21 protein-coding genes are annotated in these 20,154 nt (G+C 62.1%); 9 read left to right on the forward strand and 12 right to left on the reverse strand.

Annotated features, from left to right (window positions below):
• Nucleotides 1-22 precede the first annotated feature (22 nt).
• The gene (locus tag BN1133_RS09935; protein WP_050666375.1) at nucleotides 23-724 is read left to right on the forward strand and encodes a M15 family metallopeptidase; all 702 of its coding nucleotides are present in this window, start codon (nucleotides 23-25) and stop codon (nucleotides 722-724) included.
• 46 nt (nucleotides 725-770) lie between these two features.
• Here the strand turns inward: BN1133_RS09935 and BN1133_RS09940 are convergent, their stop codons facing one another.
• Entirely contained in the window at nucleotides 771-1,829 is a 1,059-nt protein-coding gene (locus BN1133_RS09940) for a porin (RefSeq protein WP_050666376.1), read from the reverse strand.
• Between the two features lie 221 nt (nucleotides 1,830-2,050).
• Here BN1133_RS09940 and glpX point away from each other — a divergent pair, with 221 nt between their 5' ends.
• Both glpX and BN1133_RS09950 read left to right on the forward strand, forming a co-directional pair.
• Nucleotides 2,051-3,061 carry a class II fructose-bisphosphatase gene (gene glpX, locus BN1133_RS09945; RefSeq protein WP_050666377.1) on the forward strand — a complete coding sequence of 337 codons (1,011 nt, stop codon included), beginning with the start codon at nucleotides 2,051-2,053 and terminating at the stop codon, nucleotides 3,059-3,061.
• Between the two features lie 68 nt (nucleotides 3,062-3,129).
• On the forward strand, nucleotides 3,130-3,381 hold the full coding sequence (locus tag BN1133_RS09950; RefSeq protein WP_050666378.1) for a YkgJ family cysteine cluster protein: 252 nt from the start codon (nucleotides 3,130-3,132) through the stop codon (nucleotides 3,379-3,381).
• On the opposite strand, the gene BN1133_RS09955 is transcribed toward BN1133_RS09950, so the two are convergent.
• Entirely contained in the window at nucleotides 3,378-5,231 is a 1,854-nt protein-coding gene (locus BN1133_RS09955; protein WP_050666379.1) for a methyl-accepting chemotaxis protein, read from the reverse strand. The genes BN1133_RS09950 and BN1133_RS09955 overlap by 4 nt on opposite strands.
• 140 nt (nucleotides 5,232-5,371) lie before the next feature.
• On the opposite strand from BN1133_RS09955, the gene rraA reads away from it, so the two are divergent.
• Entirely contained in the window at nucleotides 5,372-5,857 is a 486-nt protein-coding gene (rraA, locus tag BN1133_RS09960) for a ribonuclease E activity regulator RraA (protein WP_050666380.1), read from the forward strand.
• A gap of 268 nt (nucleotides 5,858-6,125) precedes the next feature.
• Here the strand turns inward: rraA and BN1133_RS09965 are convergent, their stop codons facing one another.
• From BN1133_RS09965 to BN1133_RS09975, 3 genes are all read right to left on the reverse strand, one after another.
• Nucleotides 6,126-6,791 (reverse strand): 7-cyano-7-deazaguanine/7-aminomethyl-7-deazaguanine transporter, encoded by a 666-nt coding sequence (locus BN1133_RS09965; RefSeq protein WP_050666381.1) that lies wholly within the window; start codon nucleotides 6,789-6,791, stop codon nucleotides 6,126-6,128.
• 71 nt (nucleotides 6,792-6,862) lie between these two features.
• Entirely contained in the window at nucleotides 6,863-7,180 is a 318-nt protein-coding gene (locus tag BN1133_RS09970; protein ID WP_050666382.1) for a DUF3630 family protein, read from the reverse strand.
• 10 nt (nucleotides 7,181-7,190) lie between these two features.
• Entirely contained in the window at nucleotides 7,191-8,615 is a 1,425-nt protein-coding gene (locus tag BN1133_RS09975) for a protein adenylyltransferase SelO (RefSeq protein WP_050666383.1), read from the reverse strand.
• Between the two features lie 83 nt (nucleotides 8,616-8,698).
• Between BN1133_RS09975 and BN1133_RS09980 the strand changes: the two genes are divergently transcribed.
• A complete protein-coding gene (locus tag BN1133_RS09980) occupies nucleotides 8,699-8,992 on the forward strand; it encodes a c-type cytochrome (RefSeq protein WP_050666384.1) in 294 nt (97 codons plus the stop codon).
• Nucleotides 8,993-8,996: 4 nt separating this feature from the next.
• On the opposite strand, the gene recQ is transcribed toward BN1133_RS09980, so the two are convergent.
• Nucleotides 8,997-10,817, reverse strand: a complete 1,821-nt coding sequence (gene recQ, locus BN1133_RS09985; RefSeq protein WP_050666385.1) for an ATP-dependent DNA helicase RecQ — start codon at nucleotides 10,815-10,817, stop codon at nucleotides 8,997-8,999.
• 115 nt (nucleotides 10,818-10,932) lie between these two features.
• On the opposite strand from recQ, the gene BN1133_RS09990 reads away from it, so the two are divergent.
• Both BN1133_RS09990 and BN1133_RS09995 read left to right on the forward strand, forming a co-directional pair.
• Nucleotides 10,933-11,397 carry a thioesterase family protein gene (locus tag BN1133_RS09990; protein ID WP_050666386.1) on the forward strand — a complete coding sequence of 155 codons (465 nt, stop codon included), beginning with the start codon at nucleotides 10,933-10,935 and terminating at the stop codon, nucleotides 11,395-11,397.
• Nucleotides 11,398-11,519: 122 nt separating this feature from the next.
• Complete coding sequence (locus tag BN1133_RS09995) at nucleotides 11,520-12,047, forward strand: hypothetical protein (protein ID WP_050666387.1); 528 nt, start codon at nucleotides 11,520-11,522, stop codon at nucleotides 12,045-12,047.
• Between the two features lie 127 nt (nucleotides 12,048-12,174).
• On the opposite strand, the gene BN1133_RS10000 is transcribed toward BN1133_RS09995, so the two are convergent.
• From BN1133_RS10000 to hemC, 4 genes are read right to left on the reverse strand one after another with little or no spacing between them, the layout of a single operon-like run.
• Nucleotides 12,175-13,338, reverse strand: coding sequence for a heme biosynthesis HemY N-terminal domain-containing protein (locus BN1133_RS10000; RefSeq protein ID WP_050666388.1), 1,164 nt, complete (start codon nucleotides 13,336-13,338; stop codon nucleotides 12,175-12,177).
• Between the two features lie 11 nt (nucleotides 13,339-13,349).
• Entirely contained in the window at nucleotides 13,350-14,420 is a 1,071-nt protein-coding gene (locus BN1133_RS10005) for a uroporphyrinogen-III C-methyltransferase (protein ID WP_050666389.1), read from the reverse strand.
• Nucleotides 14,417-15,151: a uroporphyrinogen-III synthase gene (locus BN1133_RS10010; RefSeq protein WP_050666390.1), complete on the reverse strand. Its 735-nt coding sequence runs from the start codon at nucleotides 15,149-15,151 to the stop codon at nucleotides 14,417-14,419. Before BN1133_RS10010 ends, BN1133_RS10005 begins: the two co-directional genes overlap by 4 nt.
• The gene (hemC, locus tag BN1133_RS10015; protein ID WP_050666462.1) at nucleotides 15,148-16,077 is read right to left on the reverse strand and encodes a hydroxymethylbilane synthase; all 930 of its coding nucleotides are present in this window, start codon (nucleotides 16,075-16,077) and stop codon (nucleotides 15,148-15,150) included. The genes BN1133_RS10010 and hemC overlap by 4 nt, the downstream gene beginning before the upstream one ends.
• A gap of 323 nt (nucleotides 16,078-16,400) precedes the next feature.
• Between hemC and BN1133_RS10020 the strand changes: the two genes are divergently transcribed.
• Nucleotides 16,401-18,887, forward strand: a complete 2,487-nt coding sequence (locus BN1133_RS10020) for a class I adenylate cyclase (RefSeq protein ID WP_050666391.1) — start codon at nucleotides 16,401-16,403, stop codon at nucleotides 18,885-18,887.
• 37 nt (nucleotides 18,888-18,924) lie between these two features.
• Here BN1133_RS10020 and BN1133_RS10025 read toward each other — a convergent pair whose 3' ends face one another.
• On the reverse strand, nucleotides 18,925-19,578 hold the full coding sequence (locus BN1133_RS10025; protein ID WP_050666392.1) for an alpha/beta hydrolase: 654 nt from the start codon (nucleotides 19,576-19,578) through the stop codon (nucleotides 18,925-18,927).
• Nucleotides 19,575-19,889, reverse strand: coding sequence for an iron donor protein CyaY (gene cyaY, locus BN1133_RS10030; protein ID WP_050666393.1), 315 nt, complete (start codon nucleotides 19,887-19,889; stop codon nucleotides 19,575-19,577). Before cyaY ends, BN1133_RS10025 begins: the two co-directional genes overlap by 4 nt.
• Nucleotides 19,890-19,962: 73 nt before the next feature.
• Here cyaY and lptM point away from each other — a divergent pair, with 73 nt between their 5' ends.
• Nucleotides 19,963-20,142 (forward strand): LPS translocon maturation chaperone LptM, encoded by a 180-nt coding sequence (gene lptM / locus BN1133_RS10035; protein WP_050666394.1) that lies wholly within the window; start codon nucleotides 19,963-19,965, stop codon nucleotides 20,140-20,142.
• Nucleotides 20,143-20,154: the final 12 nt, after the last annotated feature.

Below are 20,154 nucleotides of genomic sequence, written 5' to 3' on the forward strand. Positions count from 1 at the left end.
CTTGCCAAGAGGAGCCCATTTCATGTCCTTCCCCCCCATCTCTCATGATTATCCGCCGGCGACCCCGGCAGAGCGATTGGCCCTGCAGCCATCGGACCCCTTGCTACCTCTGAAGGCCTCGGCACGTCTGCGCATCGACCCTGTCTATCATCGTTTGGGTCTGGCGGGGAGTGAGCCTGCGATTCGCCTGCGCGCTCCGCTGGTGCGTGCATTGGAACGGGTGGTGGACGGGCTCCCGCAAGGGTTGGGGCTGACCCTGCTGGATGGCTTTCGCAGCCGTACTACCTCTCTGGCCATCTTCGAGCGGATTCGGGATGAGATCGCTGTCGCCAACCCGGCCTGGTCGCGTGAGGAGATAGAGCGGGAGACTCGCCGCTTCTGCGCCCACCCCTCGGATCCCGGCCACTACCCTGTGCCTCCTCACCTATCGGGTGGGGCGATCGACCTGCTGGTCCACTGTGTGGAGAGCGGTGAACCCCTCGACTTTGGCACTCCCTTCGATGATCTGACTGAGCTGGCCGCGACCGACCGCTTCGAGCACCCGGTCCCGGGCATGGCCGAGTCACGGCGACTGAATATTCGTGATAACCGGCGCCTGCTCTTCTGGAGCATGGCCGGCGAAGGATTTACCAACTACCCGGGGGAGTGGTGGCACTTCGATATGGGGGATTGTCTCTGGGCGACGTTTCGGGGAGGAGAGTACCGCTACCCGGCGGTGGAATAAAAAGCCCGGCGCAGCGAGGCTGGCCGGGTGGAAGCATGGAACGCGATTAGAAGTCGTAACGGGCTGCCAGCTGGAAGTCATCCTGGTTGGCGGTTGCCTTGCCCGGAGTGCTGTCCAGATTGTTGATGCGGTATTCACCGATGACACGCAGGTTCTTGTTGAACTTGTACTGGGCGCCCAGGGTGTAGTAGTCGACGGTGTCGGTATCGGCCTTGCCGCTCTGCTCGACCTTCTGCTTGTTCCACAGGGCCATCAGACCGAAGCCATTTTCGAAGTTGTAGCCCAGCGCGGCTTCCCAACCGGTGTGATCCTTGCCGGTGGCCAGGAAATCAGAACCGTCGGCGTAGCTCAGGGCGGCGTAGGCGGCCTTGTTGTCGTATTTGGCAGAGATGAGCCACAGCTTGGCATCCTTCTCGTCGCTCTTGTCGCGCTGGCCCACGTTGTAGGCGGTACCCAGAGAGAGGTTGAACGGGAAGGTGTAGGCCAGGGCAGCGCCATAGGCGGCGTCGCTCTCTTTGCTGGTGGTTTCTTCGGTGTCGCCGCCGTCAAACTTGTAGCTGGCATCGAACTGCAGGCCGTTGAACAGGCCAGAGTACTTCAGCACGGAGCCGGCACGGTTGGTGGCAAAGGTATCGGTCTTGGCGCCCAGGGCGTCGTTGCCATAACCATCGGAGAGGGAGACGTCGGTCCAGTCGGCCAGAAAGCCCATGGCTCCCTTCTGACGACCGAAGGTAACGGTACCCCAGTCGGCACCTACACCGGCGAAGGCCAGGCGAGTACGCAGGTTGTCGCTGTTTTCGCTGATGGTCTTCTCGCTGTCGTTGATATACATCTGCACTTCATACTGAGCCAGGGCCTTCAGGCCACTCTGGATCTGGCTCTCGGCCTTGGCACCGAAGCGCACGAACTGATTGGCGCCCTGCTTGGCGCTGTAGTCGTTCTTGATGGCGCCGTTGGTATCCAGCTCCTTCTTGTCGCCGAAGAAGTGGCCGGCATAGATACGACCGTAGAGGTCCAGGGCCATGGTATCGTTCTTGTAGACTTCGGCAGCCTGGGCCTGAATGGCGCCGGTCATGGCCAGCGCGATGAGGGTCAGTTTTTTCATTGTCATTCCTTGAAGTTGCAAGCATTAGCCAGTGAAAGCGAGGCCATGCTAGGCAGGGGGGATGACAGTTCGGTGACTGGTCCATGACGAGTTGGTGTCACTTTTTATGGTTTTTTATTAATCTGAGCTCTTTTCGGTGGCGAAGCGTGAGTTTTATGCGCAAAGGTTTGCCCGTGTGGTAGAATGCCGCCCGTTTTTAAGGTTCCTAGGTTGGGTATGCGATGAGACGTGAACTGGCAATCGAGTTTTCCCGAGTGACCGAAGCCGCCGCGCTGGCCGGCTACAAGTGGCTCGGGCGGGGTGACAAGAATATTGCGGATGGTGCCGCGGTTGCGGCCATGCGCCATATTCTCAACCAGATCAGCATCGACGGGGAAGTGGTCATCGGTGAGGGGGAGATCGACGAGGCTCCCATGCTCTATATCGGCGAGAAGGTCGGTACCGGTGAAGGAGATGCGGTAGACATCGCCGTCGACCCGATCGAGGGAACCCGCATGACCGCCATGGGTCAGGCCAACGCCCTGGCCGTGCTGGCCGTGGGTGACAAGGGGACCTTCCTCAAGGCGCCTGACATGTACATGGAGAAGCTGGTGGTGGGTCCCCAGGCCAAGGGGGTCATCGACCTCAATCTGGCTCTGGAACTGAACCTCAAGGCGGTGGCCAAGGCACTCGGCAAGCCCCTGTCGCGCCTCACCGTCATCACCCTGGCCAAGCCGCGCCACGAGAAGGCGATCAAGGAGATGCAAGGGCTCGGCGTGCGGGTGTTTGCGATCCCCGACGGTGACGTGGCGGCCTCTGTACTGACCTGCCTGCCGGATAATGAAGTCGACATGCTCTACGGCATCGGCGGCGCACCGGAGGGGGTCATCTCCGCCGCCGTGATCCGCGCCCTGGGCGGCGATATGCAGGCCCGTCTGGTACCGCGCCACCTGGTCAAGGGGGAGAGCCCCGAGATTCGCGCCCTGGGTGAGCAGGAAGTGGCCCGCTGCGAGGCCCTCGGCATCCAGGTCGGTCAGGTGCTGAAGCTGGAAGACATGGCCAAGAATGATAACGTCATCTTCTCTGCCACCGGGATCACCAAGGGGGATCTCCTCGACGGCATCACCAGCGATGGCAAGATGGCCACCACCGAGACCCTGCTGATCCGCGGCAAGTCCCGCACCATTCGCCGCATCAAGTCGATCCACTATCTGGAGCGCAAGGATGATGTGGTGCGTGACATCATCCTCTGATCTCTTCCTTCAGCAAGACGCAAGACGGCCCATCCAGTGATGGGCCGTCTCGTTATCGGAGTATCCCTATGGAATGCCGTGCCGGCTGCGCCGCCTGCTGTATCGCCCCCAGCATCACCTCGCCCATCCCCGGCATGCCGGAAGGAAAGCCGGCCGGGGTCCCCTGTGTGCAGCTCGACGAGCGGTTGGGCTGCAAGATCTTCGGTCATCCCGAGCGTCCCGCCGTGTGCGGCGGTTTCAAGCCGATGCCGGATGTCTGTGGCACGAATCGGGATGAGGCGCTGTGGCTCATCGGCGAGCTGGAGCGACTGACCGGCTAGACCCGATAGCGGGAGACCGCCTGATTGAGGCGGTTGGCCTGCTGGCTCAGTTCCTGGCTGGAGTGTGCGTTCTCTTCGGCCATCTTGCTCGACTCCTCGGCGATATCGCGAATGTTGGTGACATTGCGGTTCACCTCCTGGGCCACCAGGCTCTGCTCCTCGATAGCCGTGGCAATCTGGGTGCTCATGTCCATGATGCGGGTGACATCCTCGGTGATTTGATCGAGTAGCTGGCCCGCTCCCGCCGCCTGAGAGGCGCTGTTCATGCCCTGCTCCCGGCAGGTTTCCATCAGCTGCACCATGCTGCCGGTCTGCTGCTGCAGAGAGGCGATGATGGCGGCGATCTCCTGGGTCGACTGTTGAGTGCGATTGGCCAGGGAGCGAACCTCGTCGGCCACCACGGCAAAGCCACGCCCCTGCTCACCGGCACGGGCCGCCTCGATGGCGGCATTGAGGGCCAGCAGGTTGGTCTGCTCGGCGATGCCGCGGATCACATCGAGCACCGACCCTATGGTCTGGCTGGCGGCTTGCAGCTTGGTTACCTCACCCACGGATTCGCTGAGGTTCTCGGCCAGGGAATCGATCTGCTCGACCGTATTGCTGACGGCGCTGCGTCCCTCCTGCGCCTTCTGGTTGGTCATCTGGGCGTTGGCGGCCGCCTGCTCCGTGTTGCGGGCGATCTCTTCGATGGTGGCGCCCATCTCATTGGAGGCGGTGGCGACCATGTCGGTCTCCTGCAACTGACGGCTGGCCCCCTCACTGGCGCGGCGAACGTTGCCGGAGAGGTGACCGGAGGCCTGGGTCAGGGTGTCGGCACTGCGCTTCACCTCACCCAACAGATCGCGAAAGCCATCCAGCATCACGTCCAGATTGCCGGCCAACTGGGCCATCTCGTCCTGGCCATTCAGAGCGATCTTGAGCCGCAGATCGTTGTCCTGGCGGATTCGGTTGACCGTCTCGTTGACCCTGGAGATGGGGTGGTCGATGCTGCGGCCGAGCAGGGTGCTCATGGCGCCGACACAGAGAATGATGACGGCACCACACAACAGCATCAGGTTCCCCAGGAGCGTGGTACGTTCTTCCAGCAGGGTTGTTATCTTGCCATTGGTCTCGGCCAGTGCCTGCACCGCCCCCTCTACGACCCCGTGCAGCTTCTCTTGCAGACCCTCATGTTCACTGAGACCGAGCTCCTGCATGCCCTGCACCAGAGCGACAAAGTCGCGTCGATACTGGTCACTGGCGGCCAGTACCTGCGCCCGCTCCGCTTCGGGGATCGTCTGCAGGGCTTCCATAAAGCCGCGATGCAGCTCTTCAAACTTGCCCAGATACTTGAGATCGCTGCGCAGCATGAAGTCTTTCTCGGTGCGACGCAGTTGGAGCATGGGGATCATCAGCTCCGCCTGTTCATGGCTCTTGAGGGACTCCTCGACGTTGTGGATAGCGTTGCGCAGTCTGCCGTAGAGCCCCTCTTCCGGGGTCAGACCTATCTTCTGCATCTGGGTCACCAATGCGGTGAAGTAGCCGTCATACTGGGTCATCAGATTGTCGAGACTGGCAAGCTCGGGACGAACCTGTTTGAGGTTCTCATCTTCTTGCTGCAGGTCGTTACGCCGGTGGAAATCGGCCATCTCCTGCTTGAAGTGTTCGGTCTCTGTCATCTGTTTGTTCAGCAAGAAGTCTGTCTGGGCCTGACGTAGCCTGAGAATGGCCTGCTCTTGCAGCAGCACGTTTTGCTGCGCATCGAACAGGCGCTGTTTGACCTGGCCCGAGTAGTAGAAGAGGGCGCTCAGCACCAGCATGGCGGCGGCCACCATGATGGAGTTGAGGATGAGTTTGTGACGTATCAGCATGGAAGCCTCCGCTCTCCGGTTACCGGTTTCTCTAACAAGCGTAATGGCAAAACGTGATCGGGGAGGGGCAATATCCTTTGAATTGCCGAGGCCACTCCTTATACTGGTTGTCACCTGTTTCCGGCCGTGGACCCGTCACTATGGAATACAACACCTCAGAACTGTGCGATATCTACCACGATATGGTGGATGTCCTCGAACCTATGCTCTCCTCCTTCGGTGGTCGCCCCTCTTTTGGCGGTGTTATCACAACTGTCAAATGCTTCGAATCAAATGGCCTCATTCGAGAGCTGGTGCGAGAGAGTGGCGTGGGTCGCGTCCTGCTGATCGACGGTGGTGGCTCCCTGCGCCGTGCTTTGCTCGATAGCGAAATAGCGGCGACGGCGGCCGAAAACGGTTGGGAAGGGATCGTCTGTTATGGCTGCGTGCGCGAGGTGGACCAACTCGAGGAGCTGGACATCGGGATTCAGGCGCTGGCGGCCATCCCTGTGGGAGCCGATGACAAGGAGGTGGGAGACACCGACCTGCCGGTCAACTTCGGTGGCGTCACCTTCCTGCCGGACGATCACCTCTACGCCGACACCACGGGGGTGATCCTCTCCCCCGAGCCGCTGGACATCGAGTAGGCATCGCAGCCCATGACCCCGACGGGAGCCACTGGCTCCCGTTTTTGTTCATGCTCTCGGGTAAAAAAAGGGCCAGCATGAAGCTGGCCGAATCTGGAAGCAATGTGAGCAATGTCGTGCCTTCACAGAGGTGTCCACTACTACCCGAGGGTGTTGCCATGGTGGTCAAATCCGGAACGCAAGTTAAAGATAATCATTCTCATTTGTGATTGCAACCCCTCTGAGGGTTTCATGAGCAAAAAAACGGCCACTCTCGGTGGCCGATGGTTCAGCGCGGAGCGGCCTGAAGGCTCAGTCCCGGCTCGCCGACCAGCTTGCGGGTCAGGTAGCGCAACAGCATGCCGTAGAGTGGGACGAATAATCCCAAGCTTATCAGAAGCTTGAAAGTGTAATCGACGATCGCAATCTCGACCCAGTGCTCGGCCATAAAGGGATCGCTGCTCTGCCAGAAGGCGATGGAGAAGAAGCTGAGGGTATCGACCAGGTTGCCAAACAGGGTCGAGGCGGTGGGGGCGACCCACCAGGCCTTGAGTTGGCGCAGGCGGTTGAAGACCACTACATCCATCAACTGGCCGATGGCGTAGGCCGCGAAACTGGCCAGGGCGATGCGGGCCACGAACAGGTTGAACACGGCGAGCTGATTGAAGCCCTGATACTGCCCCTCGAAGAAGAGCACCGAGAGCACATAGGAGACAGCCAGTGCCGGCAACATCACCAGCTGGATGATCTTGCGTGCCAGGGGTGCACCGAAGACTCGCACCGTGAGATCGGTGGCCAGGAAGATGAAGGGGAAGCTGAATGCACCCCAGGTGGTGTGGAAGCCAAATATGGTGATCGGCAGCTGCACCAGATAGTTGCTGCTCGCGATGATCAGGATGTGGAAGAGAGAGAGACGGATCAGGGCCGTCTGGTACTGATAAGGGGTCAGATTCACGTTGTGACCTTTTTGGTTAATGGGGTTAGGGAACCCATGCCGCCACCATGGCGGCAATTCGAGGGGCAGGATTATACCCCCTCGCTTCCAGAGTGCAATCCTTGAGCAGCCTGATGGCGTGCCAGCCAGTCGAGCAGTGGGCGATCATCGGGGTGGCAGACTTCCAGCCAGCACACCTCGCCATAGTGTTCGTATTGCAGCAGCAGCTTGCTCCCCTCGAAATCCACCACCCAGCAGTGGCGATCCGCCCCTTGTTCCCGCTCGACCAGACGCAGTTCCCAGGCAGCCAGCAGGGAGGGGGCCAGGGCCGGGAAGCTGGCCTCATCGAGACCGGGGTGGGTGAGTAGCAGGCTGCCGCTTACCGGGTCTTGCTTGTCCAGATGCCACATGGCGCGTTCCTCAGCTGCTGCACGACAGGGTGGTGCATTGATACCAGTCCGGAGCCGGTGTGGCCAGATCGTCGGCTTCCGGCTGCTCGTCGAAGGGGTGGCGCAGCACCTCGAACAACCGCTCGAAGGGGGCCATATCCCCCGCTTCGGCGGCGTCGATGGCTCGCTGGGCCAGGGCGTTGCGCAGCACATACTTGGGGTTGATCCCCTCCATGCGGCGGGCTCGCTCGGCATCCAGGCTCCCCTCGCGCTCGAGCCGGGCCCGATAGTCGGCCATCCAGTCGAGCCACTCCGGATGCTCCGGCAGCAGGGCGAGCAGGAGGGGAGGGAGTTCGCCACTGAGCGTCACGCGGGCGAGGCGACGCAGGAAGAGGTGATAGTCCACACCATCACGGGCCAGCAGCAGGAACAGGCGGCGGAACAGGGCCGGGTCTTCCTCTTCCCAGCTCTGCAGGCCGAGGCGATGGCGCATCAGGGTCGAGTACTCCAGCATCAGGGTCTGCTCATAGCTTGCCAGCCCCTGTTGCAAGGTCTCGCCGGGCAGGTGGCCGGCCAGGGCCTGGGCGAGCTTTTGCAGGTTCCAGTAGCCCACCGCCGGCTGCTGATCGAGGGCGTAGCGGCCTATCGTGTCGGTGTGGTTGCAGACGAAGTCGGGCACATAGCGGTCGATAAAACCGTAGGGGCCGTAGTCGATGGTGAGCCCGAGCAGGGACATGTTGTCGGTGTTGAGTACCCCGTGGGTGAAGCCGGCCGCCTGCCAGCGGGCAATCAGTCGGGCGGTGCGGCGCACCACCTCGGCAAACAGGCCGGCATCGTCCATACCGTCGAAGTGGTGAACGCGCAAATAGTCGAGCAGGGCGGGGATTCGCTCTCCCTGACCGCTCCAGGCGAAATATTCGATGTGACCGAAGCGCAGGTGGCTTGGGGCGGTGCGCAGCACGGTCGCACCCGGCTCCAGGGTCTCGCGCACGACCTCTTCATCGCTGCCGACCAGCACCAGGGCGCGGGTGGTTGGGATGTCGAGGGCATGCAGCGCCTCGCTTGCCAGGTATTCGCGGATCGATGAGCGCAGCACGGCGCGGCCGTCACCGAAGCGGGAGAAGGGGGTCTTGCCGGCTCCCTTGAGGTGGAGGTCCCACAGCTGGCCGTCCGGCGCCTCTTGCTGGCCGAGCAGCAGGGCACGGCCGTCACCCAGACGCGGCACATAGCTGCCAAACTGATGGCCGGCGTAGACCTGGGCCACCGGCGCCATGCCGGGCAGCATATGCCCCTGGCCACAGCAGGCGAGCCAGTCGGCCTCGCTCACCCCGGTCAGCCCCAGCTCGCCGAGCAAGGGGCGGTTGAGGTGCAGCAGGCGGGCCCCGACCAGCGGCGTCGGGGCGACCGGCTCGCAGGCCCAGGGCAGTTCGGTGGAAAAAGTATTGTTCAGCTTCACATTTGCTCCTTGCGACTCTGCCCCGGCCGGCACCGACTCCCTATACTGGCGCCTCTCTGTGTCCGATTGTAAAGGGAATCATCATGAAGTATCTCGCCCTGGCTCTTCTCGTTACCACCCTGCCGGCGTTGGCCGCCGATGCGGAGGCCGGCAAGGCCAAGGCCGTGGTCTGTGCCGCCTGTCATGGGGTGGAGGGCAAGGCCATGATCCCCGGCTATCCCCATCTGGCAGGGCAGAGTGCCCAGTACACCGCCAAACAGCTCAAGGCATTTCGGGATGGCCAGCGTCAGGATCCGGTGATGGCTCCCATGGCCAAGCCGCTGTCGGATGCCGACATCGAGAACCTGGCAGCCTGGTACGCCTCGCTCAAGCCCTGACGGGTCAGCGTCGACAGTAGTCGATGATGAGTTCCATGAAGGCGTCGCCGAAGCGCTCCAGTTTGCGCTGGCCGACGCCGTTGATGGCCAGCAGATCGCGCTCGGTCATCGGCATCGCCTCGGCCATCTCCATCAGGGTGGCATCGTTGAAGACCACGTAGGGCGGCACCTCCTCCTCCTCGGCGATCTGTTTGCGCAGCCCCTTGAGCTCCTTGAAGAGGCGGCGGTCGTAGTTGCCGATATCGAGGCGGCTGCGCTTCTCCTTGCGGCTTGAGATGGGTTGCACCCGCGGCACGGCCAGCTCCAGGGCGAGCTCGCCGCGCAGCACCGGGCGCGCCGCCTCTGTCAGCTGCAGCACCATGTTGCGGGTGATGTTCTGGGTCAGCAGCCCCTTGTGAATGAGCTGGCGCAGCACGCTCTGCCAGTGCTCGGCGCTGTGCTCCTTGCCGATGCCGTAGGTGGAGAGCTTGTCGTGACCATGGTCGCGAATACGCTGGTTCAGGGATCCGCGCAGTACCTCCACCACGTACCCCATGCCGAAGCTCTGGCCGACCCGCCAGACGCAGGAGAGCGCCTTCTGCGCGTCCTCGGTGCCGTCATAGGTCTTGGGCGGGTCGAGGCAGACGTCGCAGTTGCCGCACGGCTTGTCCAGGTATTCCCCGAAGTAGTTGAGCAACACCTGACGACGGCAGGTCTGGGCCTCGGCGAAGGCCGCCATGACGTTGAGCTTGTGCTGCTCCACCTGCAGCTGTTGCGGGTTCTCGATATTCTCGAGCAGTAGCCGCACCCGGCCTATGTCTGCCGGGTCGTAGAGCAGCACCGCTTCGGAGGGTGATCCGTCGCGGCCGGCGCGGCCGGTCTCCTGGTAGTAGGACTCGATGTTCTTGGGGATGTCGTAGTGCACCACGAAACGCACGTTGGGCTTGTCGATCCCCATGCCGAAGGCGACGGTGGCGACCACGATCTCGATGTCGTCGCGCAGGAAGGCGTCCTGGGTCTGCTGACGCAGCTCCAGAGGCAGGCCGGCGTGATAGGGGGCCGCCTTGCAGCCGTGGCGGGCCAATCGCTCGGCCACCTCTTCCACCCGGTTGCGGCTCGAGCAGTAGACGATGCCGCAGTTGCCCTTCTGGCTTTGCACGTAGCGCAGCAGCTGCTCTGCCCCCTTGAACTTCTCCACCAGGCTGTAGCGAATGTTGGGGCGATCGAAGCTGGCGATATGGATGAAGGGGTCGTGCAGAGCCAGGCGGGTCAGCATGTCTTGCCGGGTCGCCTCATCGGCGGTGGCGGTGAGGGCGATCACCGGCACATTCGGGAACCACTGTTTGAGCCGGCCCAGGGCCGCGTACTCGGGGCGGAAGTCGTGCCCCCATTGGGAGACGCAGTGGGCCTCGTCGATGGCGAACAGGGAGAGGGGAAGCTCCGCCAGTCGTTCCAGAAAATCGGGTTGAAGCAGCCGCTCGGGGGCGACGTAGAGCAGCTTGATCTCCCCGTGGCGCATGGCGGCGAAGACCTGCACCATCTCTTCGCGGCTCAGGGCCGAGTTGAGGTAGGCGGCGGCCACCCCGTTGGCGCGCAGGGTGTCGACCTGATCCTTCATCAGGGAGATAAGGGGGGAGACCACCACCCCGAGGCCGGGACGCAGCAGGGCCGGCACCTGATAGCAGAGGGACTTGCCGCCGCCGGTGGGCTTGAGCACCAGCACGTCGCGCCCGGCCAGCACCTGCTCGATGATCTCCTGTTGGCCGGCCCTGAACTGCTGGTAGCCGAATACCGCCTGCAGCAGGGCGAGGGGGGTATCGGGCAGGGTCTCGGCGATGGCGGTCATGTTCTCTCCTTTGGGGTCGCCATTCTAAAGCAGGGGGCCGGCACAATAAACCGCGATTGCTAATGTTAATACCCTGTTGCAGACTGGCTGGAGTCTTTACTCCAGGGATACGGAAATGAAGCAGATGCTCAAGAAGATGGCCTTAAGCGGCATCGCCAACCTGTTTGCCGAGAAGATGCCGTTTAACCGGCTGCTCGGCATGGAGGTGACTCACTATGACTTCGAGCGGGTTGAGCTGCGCATCCGCATGGACGACAAGCTGATCGGCAACCCCTTTCACAACATATTGCACGGGGGAGTCACCGCCAGCCTGCTCGACGTGGCCGGCGGCATGATAGTGGCCGCCTCGTGCATCGACGAGCTGGAGGAGTTCTCGCCAAGCTACCTCAAGGAGCGCTTCTCCCGCCTCGGCACCATAGACCTGCGTGTGGATTACCTGAGGCCGGGGCGGGGCACAGAGTTTATCGCCACCGCCCACATCATCCGTGCCGGCAGCAAGGTAGCGGTGGCCCGGATGGAGCTTCACAACGAGGAGGGGACTCATATCGCTTTTGGAACAGGCACTTATCTGGTTGGCTAGACGCAATAGAACAGATGTGAATAAAAAACAACCTCTGAGTTAATTTCGATCAAAGTGTGAGCTGGCCCGACGACGGTCATGGGCTCATACTTCTTTCGGGGCTAGGTGCAAGGAGGTGCATCATGGGTGCGGGAGTTGCCAGCAAGCCGTCGGGTGCAATTCTGGAGCAGCTCAGATCCATGCAGGAGCTGGTTCAGACCCCCGAATGCCGGCACTGGCTCGAACAGGAGCTGGGGGGCTATGCGGCCACCTCTGTGCTCCCTTGGTACCGCATCATCGCCTGTCGGCAACGGGGACACTTCATCGATCTGGATAGCGGAAAACATCTGACCTGCCACATCGGCAATCAGGCGCTCAGCCAACGTGATTTGGCCAAGGTCCAGTTTATCTATGCAAGAGAACCCGCCGCCTACTACCTCTGTCAGCATGGCCCCGAACTGGAACCCTGGCCAGACGAGCTGCTGCAAGCCTACCAGGGGGTGTTGATCCCAGGGCATTTCTGCCTGCATGCCTGGCACGAGCCACTCGGTTCCCTGCGTCTGCAAATTGCACAGGGGCTGGTTCATTTCATGGCCGAGTATCCCAAGTGCGCCAACATCACGGCGCAACATGGCTTGAAGGCGATGCAGCACAGGCACTGGCATTTCTAGCGTGAAGGCGCAAGGAGGGCACCATAGAGCAATCAGCCAAGACGGATAACACAATCTGAAGACAAGCGGTCGATCACAAGACCATATGAAGAGGCCACCCCGGGGGTGGCCTCGATCATTTCGCGGGTTAGCCCAGCGCGAGGGCCAGGGCCTGTCGGTAGTACTCGTTGGCCTTGTTGGTGAGGCGTCGCTGCTCCATGATCCGGGCCAGCGCGTGGTAGACGGCGGCGCTCGGCTGGCTGGCCAACTCGGCTTCGAGCAGGGGCTGAGCCTCCTCCAGTTGGCCGGCCAGCAGCGCTATCTGGCCCAGGGCGGCGCGCGCGCCAGGCTGATCCTGCATCTTGCGCAGCTGCACCAGCATCGTCTGGTAGTTATCCAGCTTGAGGCGCGGCAGCTCGGCCAGCAGCAGGGGAGAGTTCTCCTTGCGCAGGGCATCGAGCCAGAGTTCGGCGGCCTCGCTCTCGGCTCCCAAGGCCCGCAGATAGCGGCCATAGGTGAGCAGCAAGGGAGGCTGCTGGCGCAACTTGCGCGGCATCTCGAGCCACACCGGGCGCAGGGTGTCGAGCTGTCCGCTCGCCTCTTCCAGGCGAGCGCTCCAGGCCTCTTCGAGCAACGCCTCCTCACGAGCGGGTGACAGGCGTCCCACCTTGCGCAGAGTCGGCAGCAGCTCGATGAGAGCCGTCCATTCGCGGCGGGCCCGGCGGATCTGCATCAACTGCTCCAGTACCATGGGATGGCGTGGCTGCAGGGCGTAGATGGGCTCCAGGGCCGCCAGAGCCTGCTCGTACTGCTCCTGCTCTATCTGCAACTGGGTTTGGGTCAGGGTCAGGGCCAGTTCGGCCTTGGGGTTCTCCTGCTGGGCCAGTTGCAGATACTGATCCCGGCGACTCTCGTCTCCGCGGGCCTGGGCCGCCTTGGCGGCGCTCAGGTAGTTGAGCAGGGGGGTATCGCTGTTGCGGGCGCTCTTGACCAGCAGCTTCTCGGCCTGGCCGTAGTGGCCCTCGGCCATGGCCAGGGTCGCGGCGACGGTCTGCTGGTTGGCCTTGCTGCGACGGCGTTTGCCAAACCAGCCGGCGGTGTTGCGGCGCAGGCGCAGCAGGCGTACCAGCACCCATTCAAGCAGCAGCAGCGCTCCGTAGAGCAGGATGGCGAGCAGCACCAGACTGGTGACCGAGCTCTCCACCGTGTAGTTGCCCAAGGCGATCAGTACATAGCCCTTGTTGCCCGCTGCCTCGGGACCGAAGACCAGTCCGGCGATGAGGGCGGCGACGATAAGAATGATGCGTACCATGAAACCCCCTATCAGTGGCCGGCCAGCAGGCGCTGCAGGCGATCGTTGAGGACCTGCTCGAGCAGGGCCTGGGTCTGGAGACGCTCCGGATAATTGAACTGGATCTGCTCATCCTTGAGCTTGTCGATCTCGGCCAGCACGTAGCGGGTGGCGCTGTCTTCCTGATTGAAGTACTGCTTCACCCAGCGTTGGGCCTTCTCCAGGCTGTCGGCGTAGAGATCTTGCTGCTCCCGATAGACGGCCAACTGGGCCTGCAGCAGCTTGGTCTTGAGGTTCTCGCGCAGGTAGATCTCCTGCTGGGGAGAGAGCAGCGCCTCCACAGCGCCGTCACGGCGACGGATGGTGACGAAGTTCTCGGTGAAGTGGACCCAGTTCTTCTTCAGGTTGCTCTGCCAGTCATCCAGCTTGCCGCTGACGGCCTGGTCGGCCTGCCCGACCGTCTCGGGCATGGCGACCGCATTCATGGGCAGCAGGTCAATCTGATCGGAGAGGGCGGCCAGTTTCAGGGTCAGTCCCTCACGGTCCAGCGTCGGCAGGGCTTTTAGCTTGGCGATGTCCTCGGCCATGGCCTTGCGGATCGGCATCAGGCTGGGATCGCCGAGGGCCTTGATGCGCTCATCGGCGTTGGCCAGCATGGTGACGGCGGAGACCAGATCGTGCTCCAGCCAGAGCTTGCGACCCGCCATGCGTACCAGGTATTCGGACTCGGCCAGCAGCCAGTCGTTGGGGCGCTTCTCGTTGAGATCCAGCACCCGGCTCTGCAGGCTGCTCATCTCGCTTTGCAGCAGCTGCAGGTTCTTCTGCTGCCCCTGTTGATCCTGTGACAGGGCCGCCTTCAGGGCATCCAGCTCGCCGCTTGCGCTGCTCAGCTGGCTCTTGAGGCTGGCCATCTCGGCCTGTTGAGCCACCCCGCGCTGATGACCGTGCACATAGGTCCAGCCGGTCAGTCCCAGGGTAAGGGCGATGGCCAGGCTACCCAGTACCAGACCTGCCCGCCCGCCACCGGATCGGGGTTGAGCGGCTTGCTGGCTCTCTGTCGGGGCCTCTTGGGCTGTTGCGGGCTGCTTCTGTTCTTCTGTCATTGCATCTTCCTCAGTTCCAGGGCCGCGAGCAGAGCGTCATGGTCGGCCCCCCGGGCTGTCGTTATGTCGAGAAACCCGGCCTGCGCCGCCTGCTCGGCGATACGCGGGCTGGGTACAAACAGGGGGAGTCGCAGCAGCCACTCCCGATAATGGGTCGGCACCAGAGCCAGCAGGGTCTCGAGCAGCTCGCCGCTGGTGACCAGCAGGCTGTCGAGACCGGCATGTTGCCACTCCTGGCAGAGGGCCTCACCGTCCTGGGCGGGATAGTGGCGACGATAGACGCTCAGGCAGGTGACGTCGGCACCCCGCTCGCGCAGGGTGTCGGCGATGAGTTCACGCCCGCCGTTGCCGCGCAGGATCAGGACACGCTTGCCGGCGATCCGATGCAGGCCGGGCAGTGCGAGCAGCCCCTCGCTGCGCGGATCATCCGGCCAGAGGGCGGGAACGCCACTCTCTCGCAGCGCCTCTGCGCTCGCCTCGCCGACGGCAAAGTAATCGATATTCGGCCAGGTCTGACCAGTTTGCAACAGAAAGTCCCGAGCGAACAGTGCCGCATGACGGCTCACTGCGATGACGATCTCGGCCTGCTGCAGTTGATGGGGAAGGTGCGTCAGGTCGTCCCCCGGCCGCAACTCGAGCAGAGGGTGTACCAGGGGGGAGTGACCGGCGGCGCGCAGCCGCGCCGCCAGAGCATCGGCCTGGGGACGTGGGCGCACCACCAGGGGGGTCATGCGCCGTAGACCTCGGCCAGGATGCGGTCGGCACCGGCAGCCAGCAGACGCTCTGCCAAGGCCTCACCGAGCGACTCGCCATCGGCCAGGGGACCGCGGATCTCGTCGTGCAGCATCTGGCTGCCATCCGGGCTGCCGACCAGGCCGCGTAGCCAGATTTGATCCCCCTCAACCAGGGCGTAAGCACCGATAGGGACCTGACATCCTCCCTGCAGGGCGCGGTTCATGGCCCGCTCGGTCAGTACCCGGGTGCGGGTCTCGGTATGTTCGAGGGGGGCCAGCAGTGCCTTGACGGCGTCGTCATTCAGTCGGCATTCGATCCCGACGGCGCCCTGGCCGTTGGCCGGCAGGCTCTGCTCCGGCTCGATAAAGGCGGTGATGCGGTGCGCCATCTCCAGCCGTTTGAGACCGGCAGCGGCCAATATGATGGCGTCATACTCACCGGCATCGAGCTTGGCGAGGCGGGTGTTGACGTTGCCCCGGAGATCCCGGATCTCCAGGTCCGGTCGGCTGGCCCTCAGTTGGCACTGACGACGCAGGCTGGAGGTACCGACAACGGCGCCGAGGGGCAGGGCATCCAGGGTGGCAAAGTGGTTGGAAACAAAGGCATCACGGGGGTCTTCCCGCTCGCAGATGGTATGCAGGCCAAGCCCCTCGGGGAACTCCACCGGCACGTCTTTCATGGAGTGGACGGCGATATCGGCCCGCCCTTCGAGCATGGCGGTTTCGAGCTCCTTGACGAAGAGCCCCTTGCCACCGACCTTGGCCAGCGGGGTGTCGAGGATCTTGTCACCCTGAGTGCTCATAGGGACCAGCTCCACCTGCAGGTCGGGGTGGATGGCCTCCAACTGTGCCTTGACGAAATTGGCCTGCCACAGGGCCAGGGGGCTTTTGCGGGTGGCGATTCTCAGGGTTCTGACCGACATATCAATCTGTTGCATCGTTTTTACAAGGAAAACGATCTTATCACCCTTTCGGCAGGCTTTCATGAGCGAGGGGGGAAAAGCGGGATCCTCCCCAAACTGCGCCAGTTGGTAATAATTTCCATTCCCCTCTATACGTCTTTTAAGTATATGAATAAAAATGCTTTTATCGCTTTCTTATGAAACCTGTTAACCCTCGGTAAGAAATTATTTCCCGATAGCCCGCCCCCTTGTTTACCACCATGAATTGCATTGTTAACATGATCACAGTTTCGTGACGTTACATTCGGGTTGACGTCATTTCCATCAGGTACAAAGGCAGGTCTTTGCTCGCAAATCTGGAGACGCTTGTTCGCCGCTACGATGAGCTGAATCGGCTCAAGACAGAACGGGCGCTGGGCATCATGAGTCGTTACGGGCAGCAGGTCTTTCACCTGCTTCCCGTCTTGCTGCATTTTAATCACCCCCTGTTGCCTGGTTATGTCTCCGGCCGTGTTCCTCATGGCATTTGCCACTTTATTCCCAACGGTGAACAACAATCCTTCATCGACGACATCTGTCTGACGGCCCACTGCAGCGGGGGGCTTGCCACGACCGAGTGTTCGATTCTTGGCCTCTACACCATGGGGAGTACCTCCTCCATCGGACAGTGCTGTCACTCTGATCTCGACATCTGGGTCTGCCACTCGGCGGCGCTGGACAGCGAGCGGCTGGAGATGCTGGAGCACAAGTGCTTGCTCCTGTCGCGCTGGGCAGAGCAACGGGGGACCGAGGTCAACTTCTTCCTGATCCCCGAGAACAAGTTCCGTCAGTCCAACAGTGCCGAGATGGAAGGGGAGAGTTGTGGCAGCGCCCAGCACCTGCTGCTGCTCGACGAGTTTTACCGCAGCGCCATGTGTCTGGCGGGCAAGCGGCTGCTCTGGTATCTGGTGCCCCTCGAACAGGATGAGCACTACGACGACTATGTGGCTTCCCTGTTTCGCAGTGGGGCGCTCAACCCCGACGAGTGGCTCGATCTGGGCTCGTTTAATCGTATTCCTGCGGAAGAGTATTTCGGCTCGGCCCTGTGGCAGCTCTACAAGGGGATCGACTCTCCCTACAAGGCGGTGCTCAAGACGGTGCTGATGGAGGCCTACTCCCACGAGTACCCCGAGACCAAGCTGCTGTCTGTCGAGAGCAAACGCTGGTTCCAGCACAACGAGGGCATGAGTTATCGCCTCGATGGCTACTGCCTGATGCTCGACAAGGTGACCAACTACCTCAAGTCCATCGGGGACATGCAGCGGCTCGATCTGGTACGCCGCTGTTTCTATCTCAAGGTGTGCGACGGACTGAGTGATCACGGCCCCACCTGGCGCCGTGAGCAGCTGGTGCAGCTGGTCTCCTACTGGGGCTGGAGTGAGGAGAAGATCCGCCACCTGGATCATCGGCGTGACTGGAAGGTGGGTGAGGTGAAGGTGGCCTATGCGGAGCTGCTGGAAGCCCTGATGCAGAGCTACCGCAATCTCATCCTGTTTGCCCGCCGCAACAACATCAGCGAGTCGATCAACCCGGAAGACATCGGCATCCTGTCGCGCAAGCTCTACGCCGCCTTCGAGAGCCTGCCGGGCAAGGTGCAGCGCATCAACCTCAAGATTGCCCCGGATTTGGGCGAGCCTGATCTCAGCTTCATTCAGGTGCCCCACGGTCGTCTCAACCGGGCCGGTTGGTACCTCTATAAGCATTCCCTTGAGCCGGGCGACATCATAGGTCGCGCCCCCCTCGAATATAACGGTTACATCAGCAAGCTGGTGGCCTGGAGCTACTTCAACGGGCTGATGACGACCCAGAGTCGGGTCCATCTCTTCAACCAGGGATCGGACCTGCACATCGACAACCTGCATCAGTTTTGCCGCGATCTCTCCAACACCTTCCCGGTCAAGTACCCGGCCGCCAGTAACCTGGCCCTGAGCCGGCCCTGCGAGATCCGCCAGTTGGCGATCTTCCTCAATCTGGAGGTGGATCCGTCGAGCCACTGGGTCGGCCAGGTGATCGAGTTTGATGCCAATACAGCGGACATCTTCTCCTTTGGCCGCAACCAGGAGTGCCTGGTGGGTACCATCGATCTGGTCTATCGCAACTCCTGGAGCGAGATCCGCACCCTCCACTTCCGGGGGGAGGAGGCCGTGGTCGATGCCCTCACCACCATACTCGGCAAGATGCACCAGGATGCCGCGGCCCCCGAGCGGATCGAGGTGTTCTGCTACAGCCAGCACTTCCGCTCTCTGGTGCGGGCGCGTTTCCAGCAGTTGATGGCGGAGTGCATCGAGCTGCGGCTGGCCCGTGACAAGCCGCGCCTGGTCAAGACCCTGGCCCTTGGACAGGAGAAGTACGGCATCTTCTTCGAGCGCCGCGGTGTCTCGGTCAAGAAGCTGGAGAACGCGGTGGACTTCTATCGCCACATCTCCCACAACAAGCTTGATCATCTGCCCCTGCGTCTGGACAAGACCCATAGCCAGCATCTGCCGGCCATCGTCGATGCCTACGCCAGCGAGGGATTGGTGCAGTTCTTCTTCGAAAATCAGGGCAGTGGCTTCAACATCTATATCCTGGACGAGGCCAATCGGGTCGAGGTCTACCAGCACTTCGCCGGCAACAAGGAGGAGCTGGTACAGGGAGTCAACCGCTTCTATACCTCGAGCCATGAGCGCTTCAGCGATGATGGCCAGTTCATCAACTTCAACCTGCCCCAGTTCTACGAAATCATCACCCAGAGTGGAGAGCAGCAGGTGATCCCCTATCGCACCCAGGGACCCGCCCGCGAGGTGGGTTGAGCAAGAAGAAGGGCCTGCAATCGCAGGCCCTTTTCGTTCAGGTGGCAAGCCGTGCCAGTAACCAGGCGCGCAGATCGCCGAGTTGAGGCATGCAGATCTCGTGGCGCATGGGGTACTCGTGCCACTCGGGGGTGAGGCCCGCCTGCTCGAGACGTCCCTTGGCCTCCCAGCCCAGCGACAGGGGCACCACATCGTCATAGAGGCCGTGCATATAGCAGATTGGTGTTGCTCTGGCCGCCTCGGTCACCTCGCCCATCAAGGCATCGGGTGCCGCCAGATAGGTCGACAGGCAGAGCAGGCCAGCCAGGGTGACCGGCAGGCGCAGGGCGGTGAAGGAGGCGATGACCCCACCCTGGGAGAAGCCGGCCAGCAGGATGCGGTCTGGGGTGAACCCTTCGGTCATCAGCTGCTCGATGAGGACCTGGATGCGGCTGGCACTCTCACGCACATGGGGTTCGATGGCGCGCCTGGCAATGTCGTCGAAGCTCTCGATGTCATACCAGGCGCGCAGGCGATAGCCCATGTTGATGGTGATCGGACGCTCGGGGGCATCGGGCAGCAGGTGGCGGATGGGCGGCTCGGCCGGCAGGGCCAGGGCCTCCACCAGGGGGGCGAGGCCGGCGCCGGAGTCACCGAGGCCGTGCAGCCAGATGATGGCATGGCGAGCGCCCGTTGGGTGCAGATCGATCACGGGAAGGTAACCTGCTCGCCGGATTGGTCGCTGCAAGCCTTGCCAAGCAGGGCCTTGAGCTCGTTGCCAAAGCGGTTATCGATCCAGCTATCTCCCTGCAGATCGAAGTGGTAGCCGTTTTCCCGGGTGGCGACCCAGATCTGGTGCAGGGGCTCCTGCTTGTTCAGGATCACCTTGGTCTTGTTCTCGAAGACCAGGGTCAGGATGCCGCCGGCACGCTCGCAGTCGATGTCCGGATACTGCTCGTCCACCGTGTCTTCGACGTACTGGAAAAAGGCATCTACCAGGGCGTGATACTCGTGATCCTTCATCGGTTTATCCTGTTGCTTTTAACAATGTGAGTGCGATTATAGAGGGCCGAAATTATTTTCACAGCGAACCTTTATGACAATCCAGCTCGCCAAGGGCCTCGTGGCCACTCTCCTCTGTCTGGGACTGACCGCCTGTGGGCTCAAGGGGCCGCTCTACATGCCGCCTCCCCCCGAGCAGCCACAAGCGCAGGCGCCGGCGGCGCAACCCGCGCAGAGTGATGAGAAGCCTGCCACGGGAGCCGAGCAGAACTAAAGGAAGGACCCC

Source organism: Aeromonas schubertii (genome assembly GCF_000820105.1).
Classification (GTDB): domain Bacteria; phylum Pseudomonadota; class Gammaproteobacteria; order Enterobacterales; family Aeromonadaceae; genus Aeromonas; species Aeromonas schubertii.